At 61.3% G+C, this 18,048-nt stretch carries 14 protein-coding genes; 5 read left to right on the plus strand and 9 right to left on the minus strand.

What is annotated here, in order from left to right; all coding sequences use genetic code 11:
• Nucleotides 1-913 precede the first annotated feature (913 nt).
• Nucleotides 914-1,741 carry a mechanosensitive ion channel family protein gene (locus D3879_RS00440; RefSeq protein WP_119952178.1) on the minus strand — a complete coding sequence of 276 codons (828 nt, stop codon included), beginning with the start codon at nucleotides 1,739-1,741 and terminating at the stop codon, nucleotides 914-916.
• Nucleotides 1,742-1,856: 115 nt separating this feature from the next.
• Entirely contained in the window at nucleotides 1,857-2,336 is a 480-nt protein-coding gene (locus D3879_RS00445; protein WP_119952179.1) for a YajQ family cyclic di-GMP-binding protein, read from the minus strand.
• 148 nt (nucleotides 2,337-2,484) lie between these two features.
• On the opposite strand from D3879_RS00445, the gene D3879_RS00450 reads away from it, so the two are divergent.
• From D3879_RS00450 to D3879_RS00465, 4 genes are read left to right on the plus strand one after another with little or no spacing between them, the layout of a single operon-like run.
• Nucleotides 2,485-3,450 (plus strand): GGDEF domain-containing response regulator, encoded by a 966-nt coding sequence (locus tag D3879_RS00450; RefSeq protein WP_119952180.1) that lies wholly within the window; start codon nucleotides 2,485-2,487, stop codon nucleotides 3,448-3,450.
• A gap of 2 nt (nucleotides 3,451-3,452) precedes the next feature.
• On the plus strand, nucleotides 3,453-4,364 hold the full coding sequence (locus D3879_RS00455; protein WP_420800891.1) for a putative 2-dehydropantoate 2-reductase: 912 nt from the start codon (nucleotides 3,453-3,455) through the stop codon (nucleotides 4,362-4,364).
• Between the two features lie 49 nt (nucleotides 4,365-4,413).
• Nucleotides 4,414-6,447 (plus strand): sensor histidine kinase, encoded by a 2,034-nt coding sequence (locus tag D3879_RS00460; RefSeq protein WP_119952182.1) that lies wholly within the window; start codon nucleotides 4,414-4,416, stop codon nucleotides 6,445-6,447.
• 12 nt (nucleotides 6,448-6,459) lie between these two features.
• Nucleotides 6,460-7,044: a cob(I)yrinic acid a,c-diamide adenosyltransferase gene (locus D3879_RS00465; protein WP_119952183.1), complete on the plus strand. Its 585-nt coding sequence runs from the start codon at nucleotides 6,460-6,462 to the stop codon at nucleotides 7,042-7,044.
• Between the two features lie 52 nt (nucleotides 7,045-7,096).
• Here D3879_RS00465 and D3879_RS00470 read toward each other — a convergent pair whose 3' ends face one another.
• From D3879_RS00470 to secA, 4 genes are all read right to left on the minus strand, one after another.
• Nucleotides 7,097-8,044: a Nudix family hydrolase gene (locus D3879_RS00470; RefSeq protein WP_119952184.1), complete on the minus strand. Its 948-nt coding sequence runs from the start codon at nucleotides 8,042-8,044 to the stop codon at nucleotides 7,097-7,099.
• Nucleotides 8,041-8,673: a glutathione S-transferase family protein gene (locus tag D3879_RS00475; protein WP_119952185.1), complete on the minus strand. Its 633-nt coding sequence runs from the start codon at nucleotides 8,671-8,673 to the stop codon at nucleotides 8,041-8,043. Before D3879_RS00475 ends, D3879_RS00470 begins: the two co-directional genes overlap by 4 nt.
• Nucleotides 8,674-8,790: 117 nt before the next feature.
• Nucleotides 8,791-10,008, minus strand: a complete 1,218-nt coding sequence (gene argJ, locus D3879_RS00480; protein WP_119952186.1) for a bifunctional glutamate N-acetyltransferase/amino-acid acetyltransferase ArgJ — start codon at nucleotides 10,006-10,008, stop codon at nucleotides 8,791-8,793.
• 188 nt (nucleotides 10,009-10,196) lie between these two features.
• Complete coding sequence (secA, locus tag D3879_RS00485) at nucleotides 10,197-12,935, minus strand: preprotein translocase subunit SecA (protein WP_119952187.1); 2,739 nt, start codon at nucleotides 12,933-12,935, stop codon at nucleotides 10,197-10,199.
• Nucleotides 12,936-13,353: 418 nt separating this feature from the next.
• On the opposite strand from secA, the gene D3879_RS00490 reads away from it, so the two are divergent.
• Nucleotides 13,354-13,809 carry a DciA family protein gene (locus D3879_RS00490; protein ID WP_119952188.1) on the plus strand — a complete coding sequence of 152 codons (456 nt, stop codon included), beginning with the start codon at nucleotides 13,354-13,356 and terminating at the stop codon, nucleotides 13,807-13,809.
• A 717-nt stretch (nucleotides 13,810-14,526) separates the two neighbouring features.
• Here the strand turns inward: D3879_RS00490 and lpxC are convergent.
• The 3 genes from lpxC to ftsA all read right to left on the minus strand — a co-directional run bounded on the left by lpxC (nucleotide 14,527) and on the right by ftsA (nucleotide 18,038).
• The gene (gene lpxC / locus D3879_RS00505; protein ID WP_119952190.1) at nucleotides 14,527-15,438 is read right to left on the minus strand and encodes a UDP-3-O-acyl-N-acetylglucosamine deacetylase; all 912 of its coding nucleotides are present in this window, start codon (nucleotides 15,436-15,438) and stop codon (nucleotides 14,527-14,529) included.
• 112 nt (nucleotides 15,439-15,550) lie between these two features.
• Nucleotides 15,551-16,732, minus strand: coding sequence for a cell division protein FtsZ (ftsZ, locus tag D3879_RS00510; RefSeq protein WP_119952191.1), 1,182 nt, complete (start codon nucleotides 16,730-16,732; stop codon nucleotides 15,551-15,553).
• A gap of 55 nt (nucleotides 16,733-16,787) precedes the next feature.
• On the minus strand, nucleotides 16,788-18,038 hold the full coding sequence (gene ftsA / locus D3879_RS00515) for a cell division protein FtsA (protein ID WP_119952192.1): 1,251 nt from the start codon (nucleotides 18,036-18,038) through the stop codon (nucleotides 16,788-16,790).
• Nucleotides 18,039-18,048 lie beyond the last annotated feature (10 nt).

Here is an 18,048-nt window from a genome sequence, read left to right on the forward strand (position 1 = left end):
AGTCTCGTCGGTTGGAGCTAAGCGCAGCGATGCCCAACAAGGAGTCGCCCCGCGACTCCCGGCGCCCGGAATCCTGCTTGGCCGCCCGGCCTGGCACAGACTGGCGGGGGGCTTCAGCCCGCCGATACAGAGCGCGTGGCGGGGCTTGCCCACGCCACTCTATCGAGTAAACAACCCTCCCGGATCAACATCGGGTAGGAGGCGGGGTCACCCCCGCCGTCCTCCCACACCACCGTACGTACGGTTCCGTATACGGCGGTTCCTGCCTACTGACAAACTGCATCAGCGAGCTTGGTTTCGTTCGATGTGTCGCCCGCGTAGTCTAAGCACCCGGACAGGCTCTCGGGACTTCCGGCCCCTACCTCCTGATTGTCCAGGCCTCCGTATAAGGGAGCTTGTGCCTGCGACCCGCTCAGAGAGCACACCTGACTATCCGCTCATGGCAGGTTCAGCCCTTCATTGCTCCGGTTCCGAGCAACTACTACGGCCTCGGCTGACTTCTGCTCGCCCATCCCGTCACCTCACGATGCCGGTAGCACATGGCAGGCGAACAGATCTCCCAGGGTAATTCGCGCGACCTTCCTGCTTATGCCTGTCGGATATACGTCGTAGCGTTCCGTGCAAGTATCGGGCTTTGGCAATTATGGCTACCTCACCCTGCTACGCCGCCTAATCCGCTTCCTGTTCGTCAGGCCAGCAGTTTGCCTTCGGCTTCCTTCAGATTCGCAGTCGCCCGCGACACCCTTGCCTTCAGCTAACACTTCCCCTTGCCGGGTGTGTAGAGGACTTCCACCTCCAAGTCATCCAGCTCACCACCACAGTGAGCCAGACAGCGCCAGTCACGGCGCTACGCGCCATGCCTGGCGCACCATAAAAAAGGCCGGCAAATGCCGGCCTTTTACTCTGCGCAGACTCAGTTGCTCTGCAGCAGATGCACCACCCTATGCGGGAAAGGGATATTGATCCCCGCGGCCGTCAGGCGCTCTTTGGCCTGCTCGATAAAGTCGAACGTCACCGGCCAGTAATCCCCCGTCGCCACCCAAACCCGCAACGACAGGCTGATCGCACTGTCGCCCAGCGCAGTGACGAACACCACCGGCGGCGTGTCCTGGAGCACCCGCGCGTCGGCAGCAACCTCCAACAGCACCGCGCGAGCCAACTTGATATCGCTGCTGTAATCGATCCCCAAATTGATATCGACGCGACGCTTTTCCTCACGCGAGTAGTTGGTGATATTGCCGTTGGAGAGGCTGCCGTTGGGCACGATCACCACCTTGTTGTCGGCGGTTTTCAGGGTGGTGTGGAAGATATGGATGCTATCCACACTGCCGCTGACACCCTGCGCCTCGATCCAGTCACCGGCACGGAACGGGCGGAACAGCAGAATCAGCACCCCGCCAGCAAAATTCGCCAGGCTGCCTTGCAGCGCCAGGCCAATAGCCAGACCGGCGGCACCGATAGCGGCAATAAAGGACGTGGTTTCCACCCCCACCATCGAGGCCACACTGACCAGCAGCAGCACCTTGAGGACGATGTTGGCCAGGCTGCCAATAAAAGCGTGCAAGGCGCGGTCGACATTGCGCAGCTCCAGCAGGCCTGCGACCTTATGGGTCAGCTTGTTGATCAGCCACCAACCAATCAGCAAGGTAAGCAAGGCCAGAGTCAGCTTGCCGCCGTACTCCAGCACCACCGGTAACCAGGTCTCCGACATTTTCACCAATTGCTCGACATTCATATCCATAGGAGCGCTCCTTACAGCGACTTGAAATGAAACCGCCATGGCAAGCCATGGCGGTAAAAAACTTAGCGGAACCTCTGCGACGCCACTGCGGCGCGGAGGTTCCGTTGACTGCGAGTTAATCGCGGAAGTTGTTGTACTGCAGCGGCATGCCGAAGTCTTTGGCGCGCAGGGCGGCGATGGCCTCCTGCAGGTCGTCACGCTTCTTGCCGGTGATGCGTACCTGCTCGCCCTGGATAGCGGCCTGCACCTTGAGTTTGCTGTCTTTGATATGCGCGACGATCTTCTTCGCCAGCTCTTTATCGATACCTTCACGCAGCACGGCTTCCTGCTTCACGCTTTTGCCCGAAGGGTAGGCCTCTTTCAATTCCAGGCATTGCACATCGATCTTGCGCTTAACCAGGCTGAGCTTGAGAATCTCTACCATCTGCTCCAGCTGGAAATCCGCATCAGCGGTCAGGTTGATGGTCAGTTCCTTGAACTCGAAAGTGCCTTTGCCGCGTAGATCGTAGCGACGCTCCAGCTCTTTCATCGCGTTATCGACGGCGTTGGTGACTTCATGTTTGTCCAGTTCGGACACCACGTCGAACGAGGGCATGGGATTTCTCCAGATAGACGGCGCGATCCACATCACGGACAGGATGCGCCAAGCTTGACGGTTAAAATGCCGGGTCATTATATAACTGCAGAGACAATCACTGCCCGGCCATGTACCGGCACCTTCACCACTTCCTTCGAGTCTGCCAATGCCCAACCCCCATCTCAGCATCCTGGTGGTGGACGACGCCAAGTTCTCCAGCGCTATGATCGGCCGCGCCTTGAGCCAGGCCGGCTACCTCGACGTGCGTTTCGCCAGCAGCGCCGTCGAGGCGCTCATGCTACTCGAACAGCGCCCGACCAATGTGCTGCTGGCCGATTGGCTGATGCCGGAAATCGACGGCCTGGAGCTGACCGGCCGCGTGCGCCAGTTCGACGAGATGGCCGACCACTACACCTACATCATCCTGCTCACCGGCAAGGAAGGCGAGAACGTGCTCAACGAAGCCTTCGACCGCGGCGTCGATGACTTCATCAGCAAGGCGGCGATGAGCGAGCAACTGGTGCCGCGGATCTACGCCGCCGACCGCCTGTGCAACACCCTGCAACGCCTGCTGCAGGAAAACCGCCTACTGAAGCAGAACATCGCCAGCCTGGAACAACGCAACCTGGTCGACTCCATGACCGGCCTGGGCAATCCGCGCTACCTGCAGCAGATGTTGGTCGACAGCCTGCGCCAGATCGAGTCCCGCGGCGGCGCAGTGTGTTACCTGTTGATCGGTTTGCAGGATGCCCCGCAATTACGCCAGCAATATGGCCAAGGTTTCTACAACGAACTGCTGCACGGGGTCGCCCGTCGTCTGCAACAGCTGGTGCGCCCGCTAGACGTGCTGACGCGGCTGGACGACAACCACTTCGGCTTGCTCACCCTGCTCGAAGACCTGCAAGAGTGCTCACCGAGCAGCTTCAAACGCCTGCATGAGGGCCTGAACCTGAAAGCCTTCAAGACCAGCGAAGGCTTCATCACCCTCAAGGCCGGTATCAGCCTAATCGGCATGGACGCCAAAGCACTGCCCATCGAGCCGGAAAGCCTGATCCGGCACGCCGCCACGCTGCTGCCTGAGTCTTATGCGAGCGGCCGGGTGGCGGCGATGCGCCTGCCGCTGCAAAAGTGACCATGACCTGGCACGTGCTTGGCGCCGGTAGCCTGGGCAGCCTCTGGGCCGCTCGACTGGCGCGCGCCGGCCTGCCCGTGCGTTTGCTCCTGCGCGACCGTGCACGCTTGGCAACCTACCGCGCAGCCGGCGGCTTGACTCTGGTGGAACATGGCCAGAGCAGCCTCTATCCAATCGCCGCGCAAACCCCGGCGGACTCAACCCCGATCCGCCTGCTGTTGCTGGCCTGCAAGGCTTACGACGCAGAAGCAGCGGTCGCCAGCCTGGCCCACCGCCTGACTGCAGATGCCGAACTGATCCTCCTGCAGAACGGCATGGGCAGCCAGGACGCGGCGGCCGCTCGTCTACCGCGCACGCGCTGCATCCTCGCCTCCAGCACAGAGGGTGCGTTTCGTGATGGCGATTTCCGCGTGGTGTTTGCCGGGCATGGCTACACCTGGCTCGGCGACCCGCTCGACCCCACACCCCCAACCTGGCTCGAACAGCTCGGCAGCACCGGCATTCCTCACCAATGGACCCCCGACATCCTCACCCGCCTGTGGCGCAAGCTGGCGCTGAACTGCGCGATCAACCCCCTGACGGTGCTCTACGACTGCCGCAACGGCGGCCTGCTCGAGCACCCGGCGGAAGTCGCCACCCTCTGCGCCGAACTGGGCGAACTGCTGAGCCTATGCGGTCAGCCCGCAGCCGCCGAGCAGCTAGAGGAAGAAGTCGAGCGGGTGATCAAGGCCACCGCCGCCAACTACTCGTCGATGCACCAGGACGTCGCCCAAGGCCGGCGTACCGAGATCAGCTTTCTACTCGGGCATGCCTGCGCCGTGGCCCACCGACATCAGCACGAACTGCCGCACCTGAATGCCCTACATGGACGCCTGGTCAGCCATCTAAACGCTCGTGGATTGCCCACCCAGTAACGCCCGCGCTACCCTGCCAGTTCATCCGTCAGCCGCGATCAATCTGCTCATGACCCTGCGCAAGCGCCTTGAAAACCTCCCGGTTGGCCGCAAACTCCTGGTCGCGCTGCTGGCTTTGTTGACCACTGTCCTGTTGGTGGCCAACCTGGCCTTTATCAGCGCCGCCTACTGGATCTCCCAAGAAAACATGGCGCCGCAAGCCCTGCAGACCCTTGGCCGCTTGATTGCCAGCCCATCCCTTAGCAATGAAGCGCTCAGCTCGCCAGCCGCTGCCGATGCCCTGCTGCAACGGCTGAACAGCTACGCGCCGCTACGCGCGGCCGTACTCTACGACAGCCACGGGCAGAGCCTGGCCCAGCTGGAACTCGGCGAGGACCTGCAGTTGCCGCAGCGCCTCGAACAGCTGGACAGCTGGCGCTACGGTGAGTTTCGCGCCAACCAACTGATCGAACTGCCACAAACCGGCAAAGCCCCTGGCCATCTGCTGCTGGTCGCCTCCAGCGAGCTTCCCGGCGCCTTCTACACCGGCACCTTGACCGCCAGCCTGGTGATTCTCGCCTTCAGCGTGTTGCTCTGGAGCGTGGTGGCCCGACAGATCCGCCGCATGGTGACTCGGCCGATCCGCAAACTGGAAGAGTTATCGCGCCAGGTCACCCGCGAAGAGAACTATGCCCTGCGCGCCGCCCGCGGCAATCAGGACGAAATTGGCAGCCTGGCGGAGGCCTTCAACACCATGCTGTCACGCATCGAGGCGCGCGAGCAGCAGCTCAAGCGCGCCCGCGACGATGCGCAAATGGCCTTCGACCAGGCGCAAAGCCTGGCCGAGGAAACCCGCCACTCCAACCGCAAGCTGGAGCTGGAAGTGCAGGTACGCAGCAAGATCGAAAAGAAGCTCACCGGCTTCCAGAACTACCTGAACAGCATCATCGACTCGATGCCCTCGGCACTGATCGCCCTCGACGAACAGCTCTACGTCACCCAATGGAACCAGGAAGCCAGCGCCCTTTCCGGCACCCGGCTGGACGAGGCCCTGAACCAGCCGGTATTCCTGGCTTTTCCACCCCTCAAGCCGTTCCTGCAGCAGCTCAAACACACCGCCGAACGGCACAAGGTGGAGAAAATCGAACGCGTGACCTGGTTCAAGGATGAAGCGCCGCGACATTACGCCCTGACTTTTTATCCACTGATGGGCGGCGCCGGCCGCGGCGCGGTAATCCGTATCGACGACATCACCCAGCGCCTGTCGCTGGAAGAGATGATGGTGCAGTCCGAGAAGATGCTCTCGGTAGGCGGTTTGGCCGCCGGCATGGCCCACGAGATCAACAACCCGCTGGGCGCCATCCTGCACAACGTGCAAAACATTCGCCGGCGCTTGTCTGCCGAGCTACCGAAGAATCTCGAACAAGCCGAGGCCGTGGGCGTCTCACTGGAGACGGTCAATCGCTACCTGCACGGCCGTGAAGTCCCGCAACTACTGGATGGTATCCAGCAAGCCGGTTCGCGAGCGGCGAAAATCGTCACACACATGCTCAGTTTCAGCCGCATGAGCAATCGTCAGCTCGCTCCCTGCCAGTTGCCGGCGCTGCTCGACCAGGCCGTGGACATTGCCGGCAATGACTTCGACCTGACCGAAGGCTTCGACTTCAAGGGCCTGAGCATCCTGCGCGAGTTCGATCCGCAGATCGGCCCGGTGCCTGGCATCGCCAATGAACTGGAACAAGTACTGCTCAACCTGCTGAAAAATGCCGCCCAAGCGATTCATCAACGCGAAGCCGAGCCGGGCGCTGAGCCGCTGGAGCCCGGACGCATCACCTTGCGCACGCGCCTGACTCCCCCCTGGGTGGAGATTCAGGTCGAAGACAACGGTGTCGGCATGCCTGAACCGGTGCGCAAGCGCATCTTCGAGCCGTTCTTCACCACCAAGGAGATCGGCCAGGGTACCGGGCTGGGGCTATCGGTCTCCTACTTCATCATCACCAACAACCACAAAGGGCAGATGGAAGTGCAATCCACGCTCGGCCAGGGCACCTGCTTCACTCTGCGCCTGCCGCTGGCACCTGCCCAGGACACCTCAGGACTATAGGACTACCTAAGCATGGGTCACAGACTTTCGAAGATTTACACCCGCACCGGCGACGCCGGCGAAACCGGCCTAGCCGACGGCCGCCGGGTACCGAAGGATCACCCGCGGGTGGAGGCCATGGGCGAGGTGGATACACTGAATAGCCAACTGGGCCTGCTACTCGCAGGCTTGGCCGAGCAGGAGGGCATGTGGCCGGGGCTCAGCGAACTGATCGAAGTATTGGCACCCTGCCAGCACCGCCTATTCGACCTCGGCGGCGAACTGGCGATGCCGGTCTATCAGGCCCTGAACTTGGCCGAGGTGCAGCGCCTGGAAGCCGCCATCGATCGCTGGAACGAAGAGTTGGGGCCGCTGGAAAACTTCATCCTCCCGGGTGGCTCGCAATTGGTCGCGCAGGCCCATGTCTGCCGCAGCCTGGCGCGCAGCGCCGAGCGCCGCTGCCAGCAGCTCAACGCGGTGGAACCCCTGACGGGAGTTGGGCTGGCTTACATCAACCGCCTGTCCGACCTGCTGTTCGTCGCCGCCCGGCTGATTGCCAAGCGCATGCAGATCAATGAAGTCCTCTGGAAAGCCGCCCCGAAGCCGGAAAACTACTAAGGCAAATAGCCCGCAGGATTATCCGACGCGGGCTTGTCGACCAAGGGCCGGCCTATTCGGCCTGCGGCCAGAACGCGCGGATGCCCGCCACCCCTTGCGCGCCAATCTGCCAGGCACGCTCGGTCTCGGTCGCACCGACACCACCGAGCAGATAGACCGGCTGATTGAAACCGGCGATCAGCTCAGCGGCCTTGTCCCACCCCAAAGGTTGCGCCTCGGGATGGGTCTGAGTGGCCTGCACCGGTGACAGGGTGACGAAATCCACGCCCATCTGCGCCGCCAGCGTCAACTCCTCGGCGTTGTGGCAGGACGCCGCGAGCCAGCGCGCCGACGGGAACGGCCGACCGCCGCTGACCAGCTTGCGCAGTTGGGTCGAGGTCAGGTGCCAGCCGGCCGCAGGGAAATCCCCCAACCACTCCAGCGGGCCTTTCAGCATCAGCTGTGCGCGCCCGGCACACAACCCCACGGCGTCCACCGCCAGATCGCGGTACTGCGGGTCGTACATAGTCGGCGCGCGCAGTTGCACCAGCCGAACCCCACTGTCCAGGGCGGCTTTCAGCCCCCGCAGCAGTGCCTGCGGCTCCAGGTTCTCCGGAGTGATCAGGTAGTGCGCCGGCAGGCGCGCGGCGGCCACTATCGGCCGGTTGGCGGCCGGAAACTCATAATCCGCCAACTGTTTCGCGCTAGCCCAGGCCAGCGGCTGGCCCTCGGCGCCATGCGGCTCACCGCTGAAGGCCGACACCTCCCAGACGTCCAGCAACACGTGCTTATCCGCATAGTCGTGCTGCACCTGGATCAGCGGCCGCGCGGCGCTCACCTGAATCCCCAGCTCTTCGGCCAATTCACGGTGCAGCGCCGCCGGCACTGACTCGCCCTCTTCCACTTTGCCGCCCGGAAACTCCCACAGACCGCCCTGGTGCTTATCCTCCAGGCGGCGGGCAAGCAGCACCCGCCCATCCACACCGCGGATCACTGCCGCCGCTACATGCACTCGTTTCACGCCACGCTTTCCTCAAGTGCTGCCTGGTACCAGCCCTGGAAGGCCGACCACTGGTAAATGGTTTCAACATAAGCCGCCGCCGCAGCCGGCAGGACAACCTGATAACTACGCAAGCGCGTAGCCACCGGCGCGAAGAAGGCATCCGCCAAGCTGGCGTGGCCGAACAGGAAAGGCCCGTCCTGACCGAACTCGGCACGGCACTCGGCCCACAACCTACAGACCCGCTCGATATCCGCTTGCACTTCGGCCGGCAGCGGCTCCAGCGGCCGAGCGCGCTTGAGGTCCATCGGCATGTGCGTGCGCAGGGCGACGAAGCCACTGTGCATCTCCGCACAAACGGCCCGCGCCACCGCGCGCGCGTACTGCCCGCGCGGCCACAGATGGGCTTCGGGAAAGCGCTCCGCGAGGTATTCACCGATCGCCATGGAGTCCCAGACCGGGCCTTCTTCGGTCTTCAGCACCGGTACCTTGCCGGTGGGCGAATGCTCGAGAATCCGCGCATGGGTATCCGCGCGGTTGAGGTGCACCAGCACCTCGTCATAGGGCGCGCCGGTCAGCTCCAGCGCCAGGGCGGCGCGCAGCGACCAAGAGGAATAGGTTTTGTCGCCAATTACCAGAGTCAAAGACATACGCCTCTCCTTAGTTCGTCAGATTCCAAACAACCTGGAGGGAACCATAAGAGGCGCCGAAGGCAAAAGGCAAATTCCCATTTTTTATCCTGGGATGAAAAGCGGGAATAGGCGGTGTCAGGAGCGGTACTCCGCGTTGATTCTCACATATTCGTGGGACAAGTCGGTGGTCCAGATCGTTTCGCTGCAAGTGCCACGGCCCAGCTCGATGCGGATACCAATTTCCGCCTCGGCCATCACCGCGGCGCCCTGCTCTTCGGTGTAGCTGGCGGCGCGGCAACCACGGCTGGCGATACAGACGTCGCCGAGAAACACGTCGATCTTGCTCACATCCAGCTGCGCCACACCGGCGCGGCCGACAGCCGCGAGGATCCGGCCCCAGTTCGGGTCGGAGGCAAACAACGCGGTCTTGATCAACGGCGAGTGGGCCACGGCATAGGCGACGTCCAGGCACTCTTGATGGGTCGCGCCGCCATTCGCCTGTACGGTGACGAACTTGGTCGCGCCTTCACCATCACGCACGATGGCCTGGGCCAGCTCCATGGACACCTCCAGCACCGCTTGCTTCAGTTCGGCGAACAACGCGCCGCTGGCTTGCGTCACTTCCGGCAGCTCGGATTGGCCGGTAGCAACCAGGATGCAGCAATCGTTGGTCGAGGTATCGCCGTCGATAGTGATGCGGTTGAAGGATTTATTCGCCGCATCGCGCAGCAGATCCTGCAGCACGCCCTGGGCGACCTTGGCGTCGGTGGCGATGTAGCCGAGCATGGTCGCCATGTTCGGTTTGATCATCCCGGCGCCTTTGCTGATGCCGGTCACGGTCACGGTCACGCCATCGTGCACGAACCGGCGGCTGGCGCCTTTGGGCAGGGTGTCGGTGGTCATGATGCCACTGGCGGCAGCCGCCCAGTTGTCCGCAGACAGGTCGGCCAAGGCCTCCGCCAGCGCGCCCTCGATCTTCTCCACCGGCAGCGGCTCGCCGATAACCCCTGTCGAGAACGGCAGTACCGCGCTCTCCACCACGCCCGCCAGCGCCGCCAGCTTGGCGCAGGTACGCGTCGCGGCGAGCAGGCCTGGCTCGCCCGTGCCGGCATTGGCGTTGCCGGTGTTGGTCAGCAGGTAACGGACCGGGCCGAGCACGCGCTTCTTGGCCAGAATGACCGGCGCTGCACAAAACGCGTTAAGGGTGAACACTCCAGCCACGCTAGAGCCTTCGGCACACCGCATGACCACCACATCCTTGCGCCCAGCGCGCTTGATGCCGGCAGAGGCGATGCCGAGTTCAAAACCGGGAACCGGGTGCAGGGTAGGCAGAGGGCCAAGACCAACAGGCATGGAGTGAGCTCCTTGTCATAAGCAGTAGAGTTAAAACCGCACCGAAGCGGTACGGCGCAAATTTAGCCAAAAACGCCGCGAGCGGCTAAGCCGGTCGCGGCGTCAGTAGGCTGGGTAGAGCACCGCGAAACCCAGCGCATTACTAATCACGAGCTGGGTTTCACTACGTTCTACCCAGCCTACGCCGACTAGTTGATTTGCCCATGGCAGTGCTTGTACTTCTTGCCCGAACCGCAGTAGCACAACTCGTTGCGACCAATTTTTTGCTCATTACGCACTGGCGCAAACGTCGCCACGGCAATTTCGCCTTCAGGTTCAGCCCGCTCCAGCGGCGCCAAGCCTGAGGCTTCGGCATGCTGGAACTGCATACGCTGCGCCAGTTGCTCCGCTTCGTGACGCAGACGCGCCTCTTCTTCGGCCGGATCTTCGCGCCGCACCTGCACATGGGACAACACGCGAATGGTGTCGCGCTTGATCGAGTCGAGCAGTTGCTGGAACAGGGTGAAGGACTCGCGCTTGTACTCCTGTTTCGGGTTCTTCTGCGCATAACCGCGCAGGTGAATACCGTGACGCAAGTGATCCATGGTCGACAGGTGGTCTTTCCACAGGTCGTCCACTACCCGCAACAGAATCTGCTTCTCGAAGGTGCGCAGCGCTTCGGCGCTGGCCAAGTCTTCCTTCTCGTTGTACGCCGCGAGCAGGGCGGCGAGGATCTTCTCGCGCAGCGGCTCTTCGTACAGGTGAGCATCGTCGTCGAGCCACTGCTGAATCGGCAGTTTGATGCTGAAATCGCTGAACAGCGCGGCTTCCAGAGCGGCAACGTTCCACTGTTCTGGCAGCGATTGCGGCGGAATGTGCTGACTGATGGTGCCGTCCAGCACCTCCAGACGGAAGTCGGCGATGGTTTCGCCAATGTCGTCGGCGGCCAGCAAGCTGTTGCGCATGTGATAGATGACTTTACGCTGCTCGTTCGCCACGTCGTCGAATTCGAGCAGTTGCTTACGCATGTCGAAGTTACGCCCTTCGACTTTGCGCTGCGCCTTCTCGATGGCGTTGCTCACCATGCGATGCTCGATTGCCTCGCCGGACTGCATGCCCAGGGCCTTCATGAAGTTCTTCACCCGATCCGAGGCGAAGATGCGCATCAAGTTGTCTTCCAGCGACAAGTAGAAGCGACTGGAACCCGGGTCGCCTTGGCGACCGGAACGACCACGCAACTGGTTGTCGATACGCCGCGACTCATGACGCTCGGACGCGATCACATGCAGGCCACCGGACTCGACTACCATCTGGTGACGCTTGTGCCAGTCGGCCTTGATCTGCGCGACCTGCTCAGGCATCGGATTGTCCAGGGCCGCCACTTCGACTTCCCAGTTGCCGCCCAGGAGGATGTCGGTACCGCGACCGGCCATGTTGGTGGCGATGGTCAGCCCGCCTGGGCGACCGGCCTGGGCGATGATCTCGGCTTCCTTCTCGTGGAATTTGGCGTTGAGCACCTTGTGCTCGATGCCTTCCTTGGTCAGCAGTTGCGAGACGTACTCCGAGGTTTCGATCGAGGCCGTGCCCACCAGCACCGGACGCCCTATCACTTGGCTCTCTTTGATATCGGCGATGATCGCTGCGTACTTCTCATCCTGGGTCAGATAGACCAGGTCGTTGAAGTCCTTACGCGCCAACGGCTTGTTCGGCGGAATCACCACCACGGGCAGACCGTAGATCTGATGGAACTCGAACGCTTCGGTATCGGCCGTACCGGTCATGCCGGACAGTTTGTTGTAGAGGCGGAAGTAGTTCTGGAAGGTAGTCGAGGCCAGTGTCTGGCTCTCCGCCTGAATATTCAGACCTTCTTTGGCTTCGATCGCCTGGTGCAGACCTTCGGAGAGACGGCGACCCGGCATGGTCCGGCCAGTGTGCTCGTCGACCAGCAAGACCTGATCGTTCTGCACGATGTATTCGACGTTGCGATGGAACAGCTTGTGCGCGCGCAGGCCGGCATAAACGTGGGTCAACAGAGCGAGGTTGTGCGCGGAATACAGGCTCTCACCTTCGGCCAGCAACCCCGTCTGGGTCAGCATGTCCTCAATGAACTGGTGACCCTGCTCGTTCAGCTCGACCTGGCGGGTCTTCTCATCGACCGTGTAATGGCCTTCCTGAGTGACTACACCTTCTTCTTCCTCGATGTGCTGCTTGAGGCGAGGAATCAGTTGGTTGACCTGCATATACAGCTTGGAGCTGTCCTCGGCCTGGCCGGAGATGATCAGCGGGGTGCGCGCCTCGTCGATCAAGATGGAGTCGACTTCGTCGACCACGGCGAAGTTCAGTTCGCGCTGGAATTTCTCGTCCAGGCTGAATGCCATGTTGTCGCGCAGGTAGTCGAAACCGTATTCGTTGTTGGTGCCATAGGTGATATCGGCAGCGTAGGCGGCGCGTTTCTCTTCCGGCGGCTGGAACGGGCTGACAATCCCCACGGAGAGCCCGAGGAATTCATACAGCGGACGCATCCAGTTGGCGTCGCGGCGGGCCAGGTAGTCGTTCACCGTGACCACGTGCACGCCCTTGCCGGACAGCGCGTTCAGGTAGACCGCCAGTGTCGCCACCAGGGTCTTACCCTCACCGGTACGCATCTCGGCGATTTTGCCTTCGTGCAAGGTCGCGCCACCAATCAGCTGCACATCGAAGTGACGCATGCCCATCACCCGCTTACCGGCCTCTCGGGCCACAGCGAAGGCTTCAGGCAGCAGTTGATCAAGGGTTTCGCCTTTGCCCAGACGGGCCTTGAACTCTTCGGTCTTGGCGCGCAGCTGCTCATCCGAGAGAGCCAACATCTGCTCCTCGAACGCATTGACGGCTTGCACCGTCTTGAGCATGCGCTTCACCTCGCGCTCGTTCTTGCTTCCAAAGAGCTTTTTCAACAAAGGCGCAAACATATCGACAGGATCTTCCACACGTATGGATGGAGGGCGGCCCCGTGAGTCGCCCGCGCAGCCCTCATGGCTGCTTGCGAAGCGGGCATTCTACCCGGAAACGTTGGCGAGGAAAGTAGCGTTATTTCAGTGTGCCAGCAGCCGTGATATTGCGGCTTTAGACTGACTGCACAGTCGACTCGCTAACCGCAGAGCAACGCTGCCAAGCGCTAGAGCGCGCATGCCAGCTGGCGCCAGTTTCGGCCTGTAGCGGCAACGACTGAGCTTTCCCCACTGCCCTATATGGAGTCCGCACCGCCAAAATCAAGCCCCGACGAGTTACCAAGCAGAATCGGCCACGCCAACAGTCGCCACTCGCAGCGCACTGGAGGCTGCGACCTTTCTGCTACCATGGCAACTCTGCAACCTCAGGCGTCCCGCCATGGCTTTTCGTCCGTTACCGGCCCGAGCTCCCGCTGCGCTGCTGCGTGAGGCGAAGCCCCTGCAAGCGCTGTTCAACCAGGCCCAACGCCTCGCGCATCTACAGCGCTTGCTAGAAAGCCAGTTGCAACCCGCAGCCCGCGAGCACTGCCATGTAGCATCGTGGCGCGAGGGCTGCCTGCTATTAATAGTCACCGATGGTCACTGGGCCACCCGCCTGCGCTATCAGCAGCGGCGCCTGCAACGCCAACTACAGGCCTTCGCCGAGTTCACGAACTTAGCGAAAATCCTCTTTAAGGTGCAACCGCCCACCGCCGCAAGGCACGGTAGCGGTCACACTATTGAGTTATCGCAAAGCGCCGCCGACAGCATCCAGGCTACCGCCGACGGCATCAGCGACCCAAATTTGCGCGCAGCCCTGGAACGCCTGGCCAGCCACGCCAAAGACCGCAAGTAGAGCTGCGCTAAACAGCTCTATCGCACAGAAATCACAGAATCGGCATAGGGGGCAGCCATTTGGCTGCTCCCCTGCCACACCACCCGGCATGCGGGTCCGCACCGGGCGGTTGAAGCGGTTGAGGTCGTCATGCCTGTACCCGAACATGACGCCTGGATTCATCTGACCCCGACCCGGCCGATCAGGTTCTTCGCTGTCACAAGCACCTCAGGCTTCACCTGCTGCACCTTTCATGACGAGCCCCGTATCCGGGCATCTGAAGAATCACCGTCTCGGATGGTCAGGCAAACTTACCCTTCCACTCCTTTGGCCCTTCACTCCAAACCGGCAGTTACTACGGCCTCTGCTGACTTCTCGCTCCGGCTTGCACCGTCGCCCTTTCAGGCACAAGGCGAGATCTCCCCAGGTAAGAACGCAATCCTTCACCGCACAACCGCCGGATCTACGCTGCCGCCCCTTGACCACGAGAGCTTCGCGGTTTTTGGCCCGCTCGCCCTGGTCGGCTTCGCCTTCTATCCGGTTCTTGTTCATCGGCTCGCGGCTTCGCTCCACGCTTCCTCCCCACACTCGGTCACCCTCATGCAGTTGCGCTTCACTTCGTTCGCTGTGGTCAACTCACGGTGGGACTTTCACCCACAAGATTGCGCCCATGCTGGGCGCACCAAAAAAAGACCACCCTGGGGTGGCCTCTAAAAACAGCAAAAGAGAGAGTCTTGCTTAACCGGCCGCGACCGGCCGCATGTACGAGATCGGCGCACTCTTCACGTCGTCGAAGGTCACCACTTCCCAAGCATCTTGCTGCTCAATCAACGCACGCAGTAGACGATTGTTCAGCGCATGTCCCGACTTGAAGCCACGGAACTCGCCAATCAGGCTGTTACCAAGCAGATAGAGATCGCCGATGGCATCGAGGATTTTGTGTTTAACAAACTCATCCTCGTAACGCAGGCCGTCTTCATTAAGCACGCGAAACTCATCGACCACGATGGCGTTTTCTACGCTGCCGCCGAGCGCCAGGTTCTGCGAACGCAGGTGCTCGATGTCACTCATGAAGCCGAAGGTCCGCGCACGGCTCACTTCTTTGACGAAGGAGGTGCTGGAGAAATCCACCGTTGCACTCTGGGTGCGATTGCGGAAAACCGGGTGGTCGAAATCGATCTCGAAACTCACCTTGAAGCCGTCAAAGGGCACGAAGGTGGCGCGCTTGTCGCCCTCCTCCACTGTCACTTCGCGCTTGATGCGGATGAACTTCTTGGCCGATTCCTGCTCCTGCAGGCCAGCGGATTGAATCAGAAATACAAAAGGCCCAGCACTGCCATCCATGATCGGCACTTCGGACGCGGAGAGCTCGACGTAGGCGTTATCGATGCCCAGGCCAGCCATGGCCGAAAGCAGGTGCTCCACGGTGTCCACCTTGACATCACCATTGATCAACGTGGTCGACATGGTGGTTTCACCGACATTTTCAGCCCGTGCGCGAATTTCCACGACAGGATCCAAGTCGGTACGACGAAACACGATTCCGGTATCCACCGGTGCCGGCTTCAGGGTCAGGTAAACCTTTTCCCCGGAATGCAGGCCGACGCCAGTGGCGCGGATGATGTTCTTCAGGGTGCGTTGTCTGATCATGGCTTTGGCCGCTATAGCACTAGTTGCGAATTGTTTTCAACAATGGCCGGCGATGATAGCAGAACCGGCCTTTGCTGAACACCAATCACCCCAATACTCCTGATACATTTCGTTAATCAGCCTGGCGACGCAGGAAGGCCGGGATGTCCAAATAATCCAGGTCGTCATGCGGGTTCAGCTTGGCCGCAGTGGCCGCACCGGCGTGAGCCTGATTGCGCATCACGGTTGGGCGATCCAGGTCACGATAGTTAACCGAGGGCTGTTCCTGACGCGCTGCAGTCGCCGCGACAGCAGCCGGTTGCAGGGTGTTATCGACAACCTTGACCGGCTTCTCGATTTTCGCACCCAGGCCTGTGGCGACTACGGTCACATGCAGCTCATCGCGCATATCCGGATCGATCACGGTGCCCACTTTCACAGTGGCGTGCTCGGAAGCGAACTGCTCGATGATGTTACCGACGTCGGAGTACTCACCCAGCGATAGGTCAGGACCGGCAGTGATATTGACCAAGATGCCACGCGCGCCCATCAGATTTACATCTTCCAGCAACGGGTTGCGGATGGCCGCTTCAGTCGCTTCACGGGCACGGTTCGGGCCACTGGCGCAGCCTGTCCCCATCATCGCCATGCCCATTTCGCTCATCACGGTTTTCACGTCGGCGAAGTCGACGTTGATCATGCCCGGACGTTTGATGATGTCGGAGATACCGCGCACGGCACCGGCCAATACATCGTCAGCCTTGGCAAAGGCGGACAGCAGACTGGCATCTTTACCTAGGATGGTCAGCAGCTTCTCATTGGGGATGGTGATCAACGAGTCGACGCTCAAGGACAGTGCCCGGATGCCTTCTTCGGCGATCAGCATGCGCTTGCGGCCTTCGAACGGGAATGGACGGGTCACCACCGCAACGGTGAGGATGCCCATTTCCTTAGCCACTTCAGCGATGATCGGCGCCGCACCGGTACCGGTACCGCCGCCCATGCCAGTGGTGATGAAGACCATATCGGTGCCTTGCAGCACTTCAGCGATACGTTCGCGGTCTTCCAGCGCAGCCTGACGGCCGACTTCCGGGTTGGCGCCAGCGCCAAGGCCCTTGGTCACACCGGTGCCGAGTTGCAGCACGGTACGCGCACCGACATTTTTCAATGCCTGTGCATCGGTGTTGGCGCAGATGAACTCGACGCCTTCGATGTTATTTTTGGCCATGTGGTTGACGGCATTACCACCACCGCCACCCACGCCGATTACTTTGATAACTGCACTCTGCGGGATGTTGTCTACGAGCTCGAACATGGTCCCCTCTCCTTTGCTTTCTAGTTGTAACGCCTACTGCACACGCGGTTTAACATCAAAAATTGCCCTGGACCCAGCGTTTCAGCCGCTCCAGTACAGGTGTCTTGGGCTCATCGCTATAGCTGCTGCTAATGCCAGACATGGAGATGCCATCGGACTGCTTTTGCAGCCCGTACAGCAGCAGGCCGACGCCTGTGGAATAGATGGGGTTACGAACGACATCGGCCAGTCCCTTGACGCTGTGCGGTACGCCTAAACGCACCGGCATATGAAAGATCTCTTCGGCCAGCTCGACGGCTCCTTCCATCTTCGCTGTACCGCCGGTAAGAACGATCCCGGCCGGGATCAAGTCCTCGTAGCCACTGCGCCGCAGCTCGGCTTGCACCAGAGTGAAGAGCTCGTCATAACGTGGCTCCACTACCTCGGCAAGCGACTGGCGGGACAGGTCCCGCGGCGGACGATCGCCGACACTCGGGACCTTGATGGTCTCGCCTGCACCGGCCAGTTTGGCTAGGGCGCAAGCATAACGAATCTTGATTTCTTCGGCATATTGGGTCGGCGTGCGCAAGGCCATGGCGATGTCGTTGGTGACCTGATCACCGGCGATCGGAATCACCGCCGTATGACGGATGGCGCCTTCGGTGAAGATCGCGATGTCGGTGGTCCCGCCGCCGATATCCACCAGGCAGACACCCAGCTCCTTCTCGTCATCGGTCAACACCGCATACGCGGATGCCAGTTGTTCAAGAATGATGTCGTCGACTTCCAGGCCACAGCGACGCACACACTTCTCGATGTTCTGCGCCGCATTCACCGCACAAGTGACCACGTGCACCTTGGCTTCCAGGCGCACGCCCGACATACCTAGCGGTTCACGCACACCTTCCTGATTATCGATCACGTAATCCTGCGCCAGGGTGTGCAGCACCCGCTGATCCGCCGGAATCGCCACGGCTTGAGCGGCGTCCAGCACACGCTCAAGGTCCGCCTGGCTGACTTCGCGGTCACGGATGGCGACGATGCCGTGTGAGTTCAGGCTACGAATGTGATTACCGGCCACGCCGACGAAGGCCGAGTGAATCCGGCAACCCGCCATCATTTGCGCTTCTTCTACCGCGCGCTGAATGGATTGCACGGTGGATTCGATATTCACCACCACGCCCTTCTTCAGGCCGCGCGAGGGGTGGGTACCGATGCCAACGATTTCCAGCTGGCCGTCAGCCGTAACCTCGCCCACCAGCGCCACCACCTTGGAGGTGCCGATATCGAGGCCGACGATCATCTTGCCGCTCTGCACGTTTGCCATGTTACTTGCC

This window comes from Pseudomonas cavernicola (assembly GCF_003596405.1).
Lineage (GTDB): Bacteria > Pseudomonadota > Gammaproteobacteria > Pseudomonadales > Pseudomonadaceae > Aquipseudomonas > Aquipseudomonas cavernicola.

What these genes read in the sequence shown, in the direction of transcription:
- lpxC (WP_119952190.1), bottom strand. Translation starts at nt 15,438, where the DNA reads ATGATCAGACAACGCACCCTGAAGAACATCATCCGCGCCACTGGCGTC.
- ftsA (WP_119952192.1), bottom strand. Translation starts at nt 18,038, where the DNA reads ATGGCAAACGTGCAGAGCGGCAAGATGATCGTCGGCCTCGATATCGGC.
- D3879_RS00440 (WP_119952178.1), bottom strand. Translation starts at nt 1,741, where the DNA reads ATGGATATGAATGTCGAGCAATTGGTGAAAATGTCGGAGACCTGGTTA.
- D3879_RS00465 (WP_119952183.1), top strand. Translation starts at nt 6,460, where the DNA reads ATGGGTCACAGACTTTCGAAGATTTACACCCGCACCGGCGACGCCGGC.
- secA (WP_119952187.1), bottom strand. Translation starts at nt 12,935, where the DNA reads ATGTTTGCGCCTTTGTTGAAAAAGCTCTTTGGAAGCAAGAACGAGCGC.
- ftsZ (WP_119952191.1), bottom strand. Translation starts at nt 16,732, where the DNA reads ATGTTCGAGCTCGTAGACAACATCCCGCAGAGTGCAGTTATCAAAGTA.
- D3879_RS00460 (WP_119952182.1), top strand. Translation starts at nt 4,414, where the DNA reads ATGACCCTGCGCAAGCGCCTTGAAAACCTCCCGGTTGGCCGCAAACTC.
- D3879_RS00490 (WP_119952188.1), top strand. Translation starts at nt 13,354, where the DNA reads ATGGCTTTTCGTCCGTTACCGGCCCGAGCTCCCGCTGCGCTGCTGCGT.
- D3879_RS00450 (WP_119952180.1), top strand. Translation starts at nt 2,485, where the DNA reads ATGCCCAACCCCCATCTCAGCATCCTGGTGGTGGACGACGCCAAGTTC.
- D3879_RS00455 (WP_420800891.1), top strand. Translation starts at nt 3,453, where the DNA reads ATGACCTGGCACGTGCTTGGCGCCGGTAGCCTGGGCAGCCTCTGGGCC.
- D3879_RS00445 (WP_119952179.1), bottom strand. Translation starts at nt 2,336, where the DNA reads ATGCCCTCGTTCGACGTGGTGTCCGAACTGGACAAACATGAAGTCACC.
- D3879_RS00475 (WP_119952185.1), bottom strand. Translation starts at nt 8,673, where the DNA reads ATGTCTTTGACTCTGGTAATTGGCGACAAAACCTATTCCTCTTGGTCG.
- argJ (WP_119952186.1), bottom strand. Translation starts at nt 10,008, where the DNA reads ATGCCTGTTGGTCTTGGCCCTCTGCCTACCCTGCACCCGGTTCCCGGT.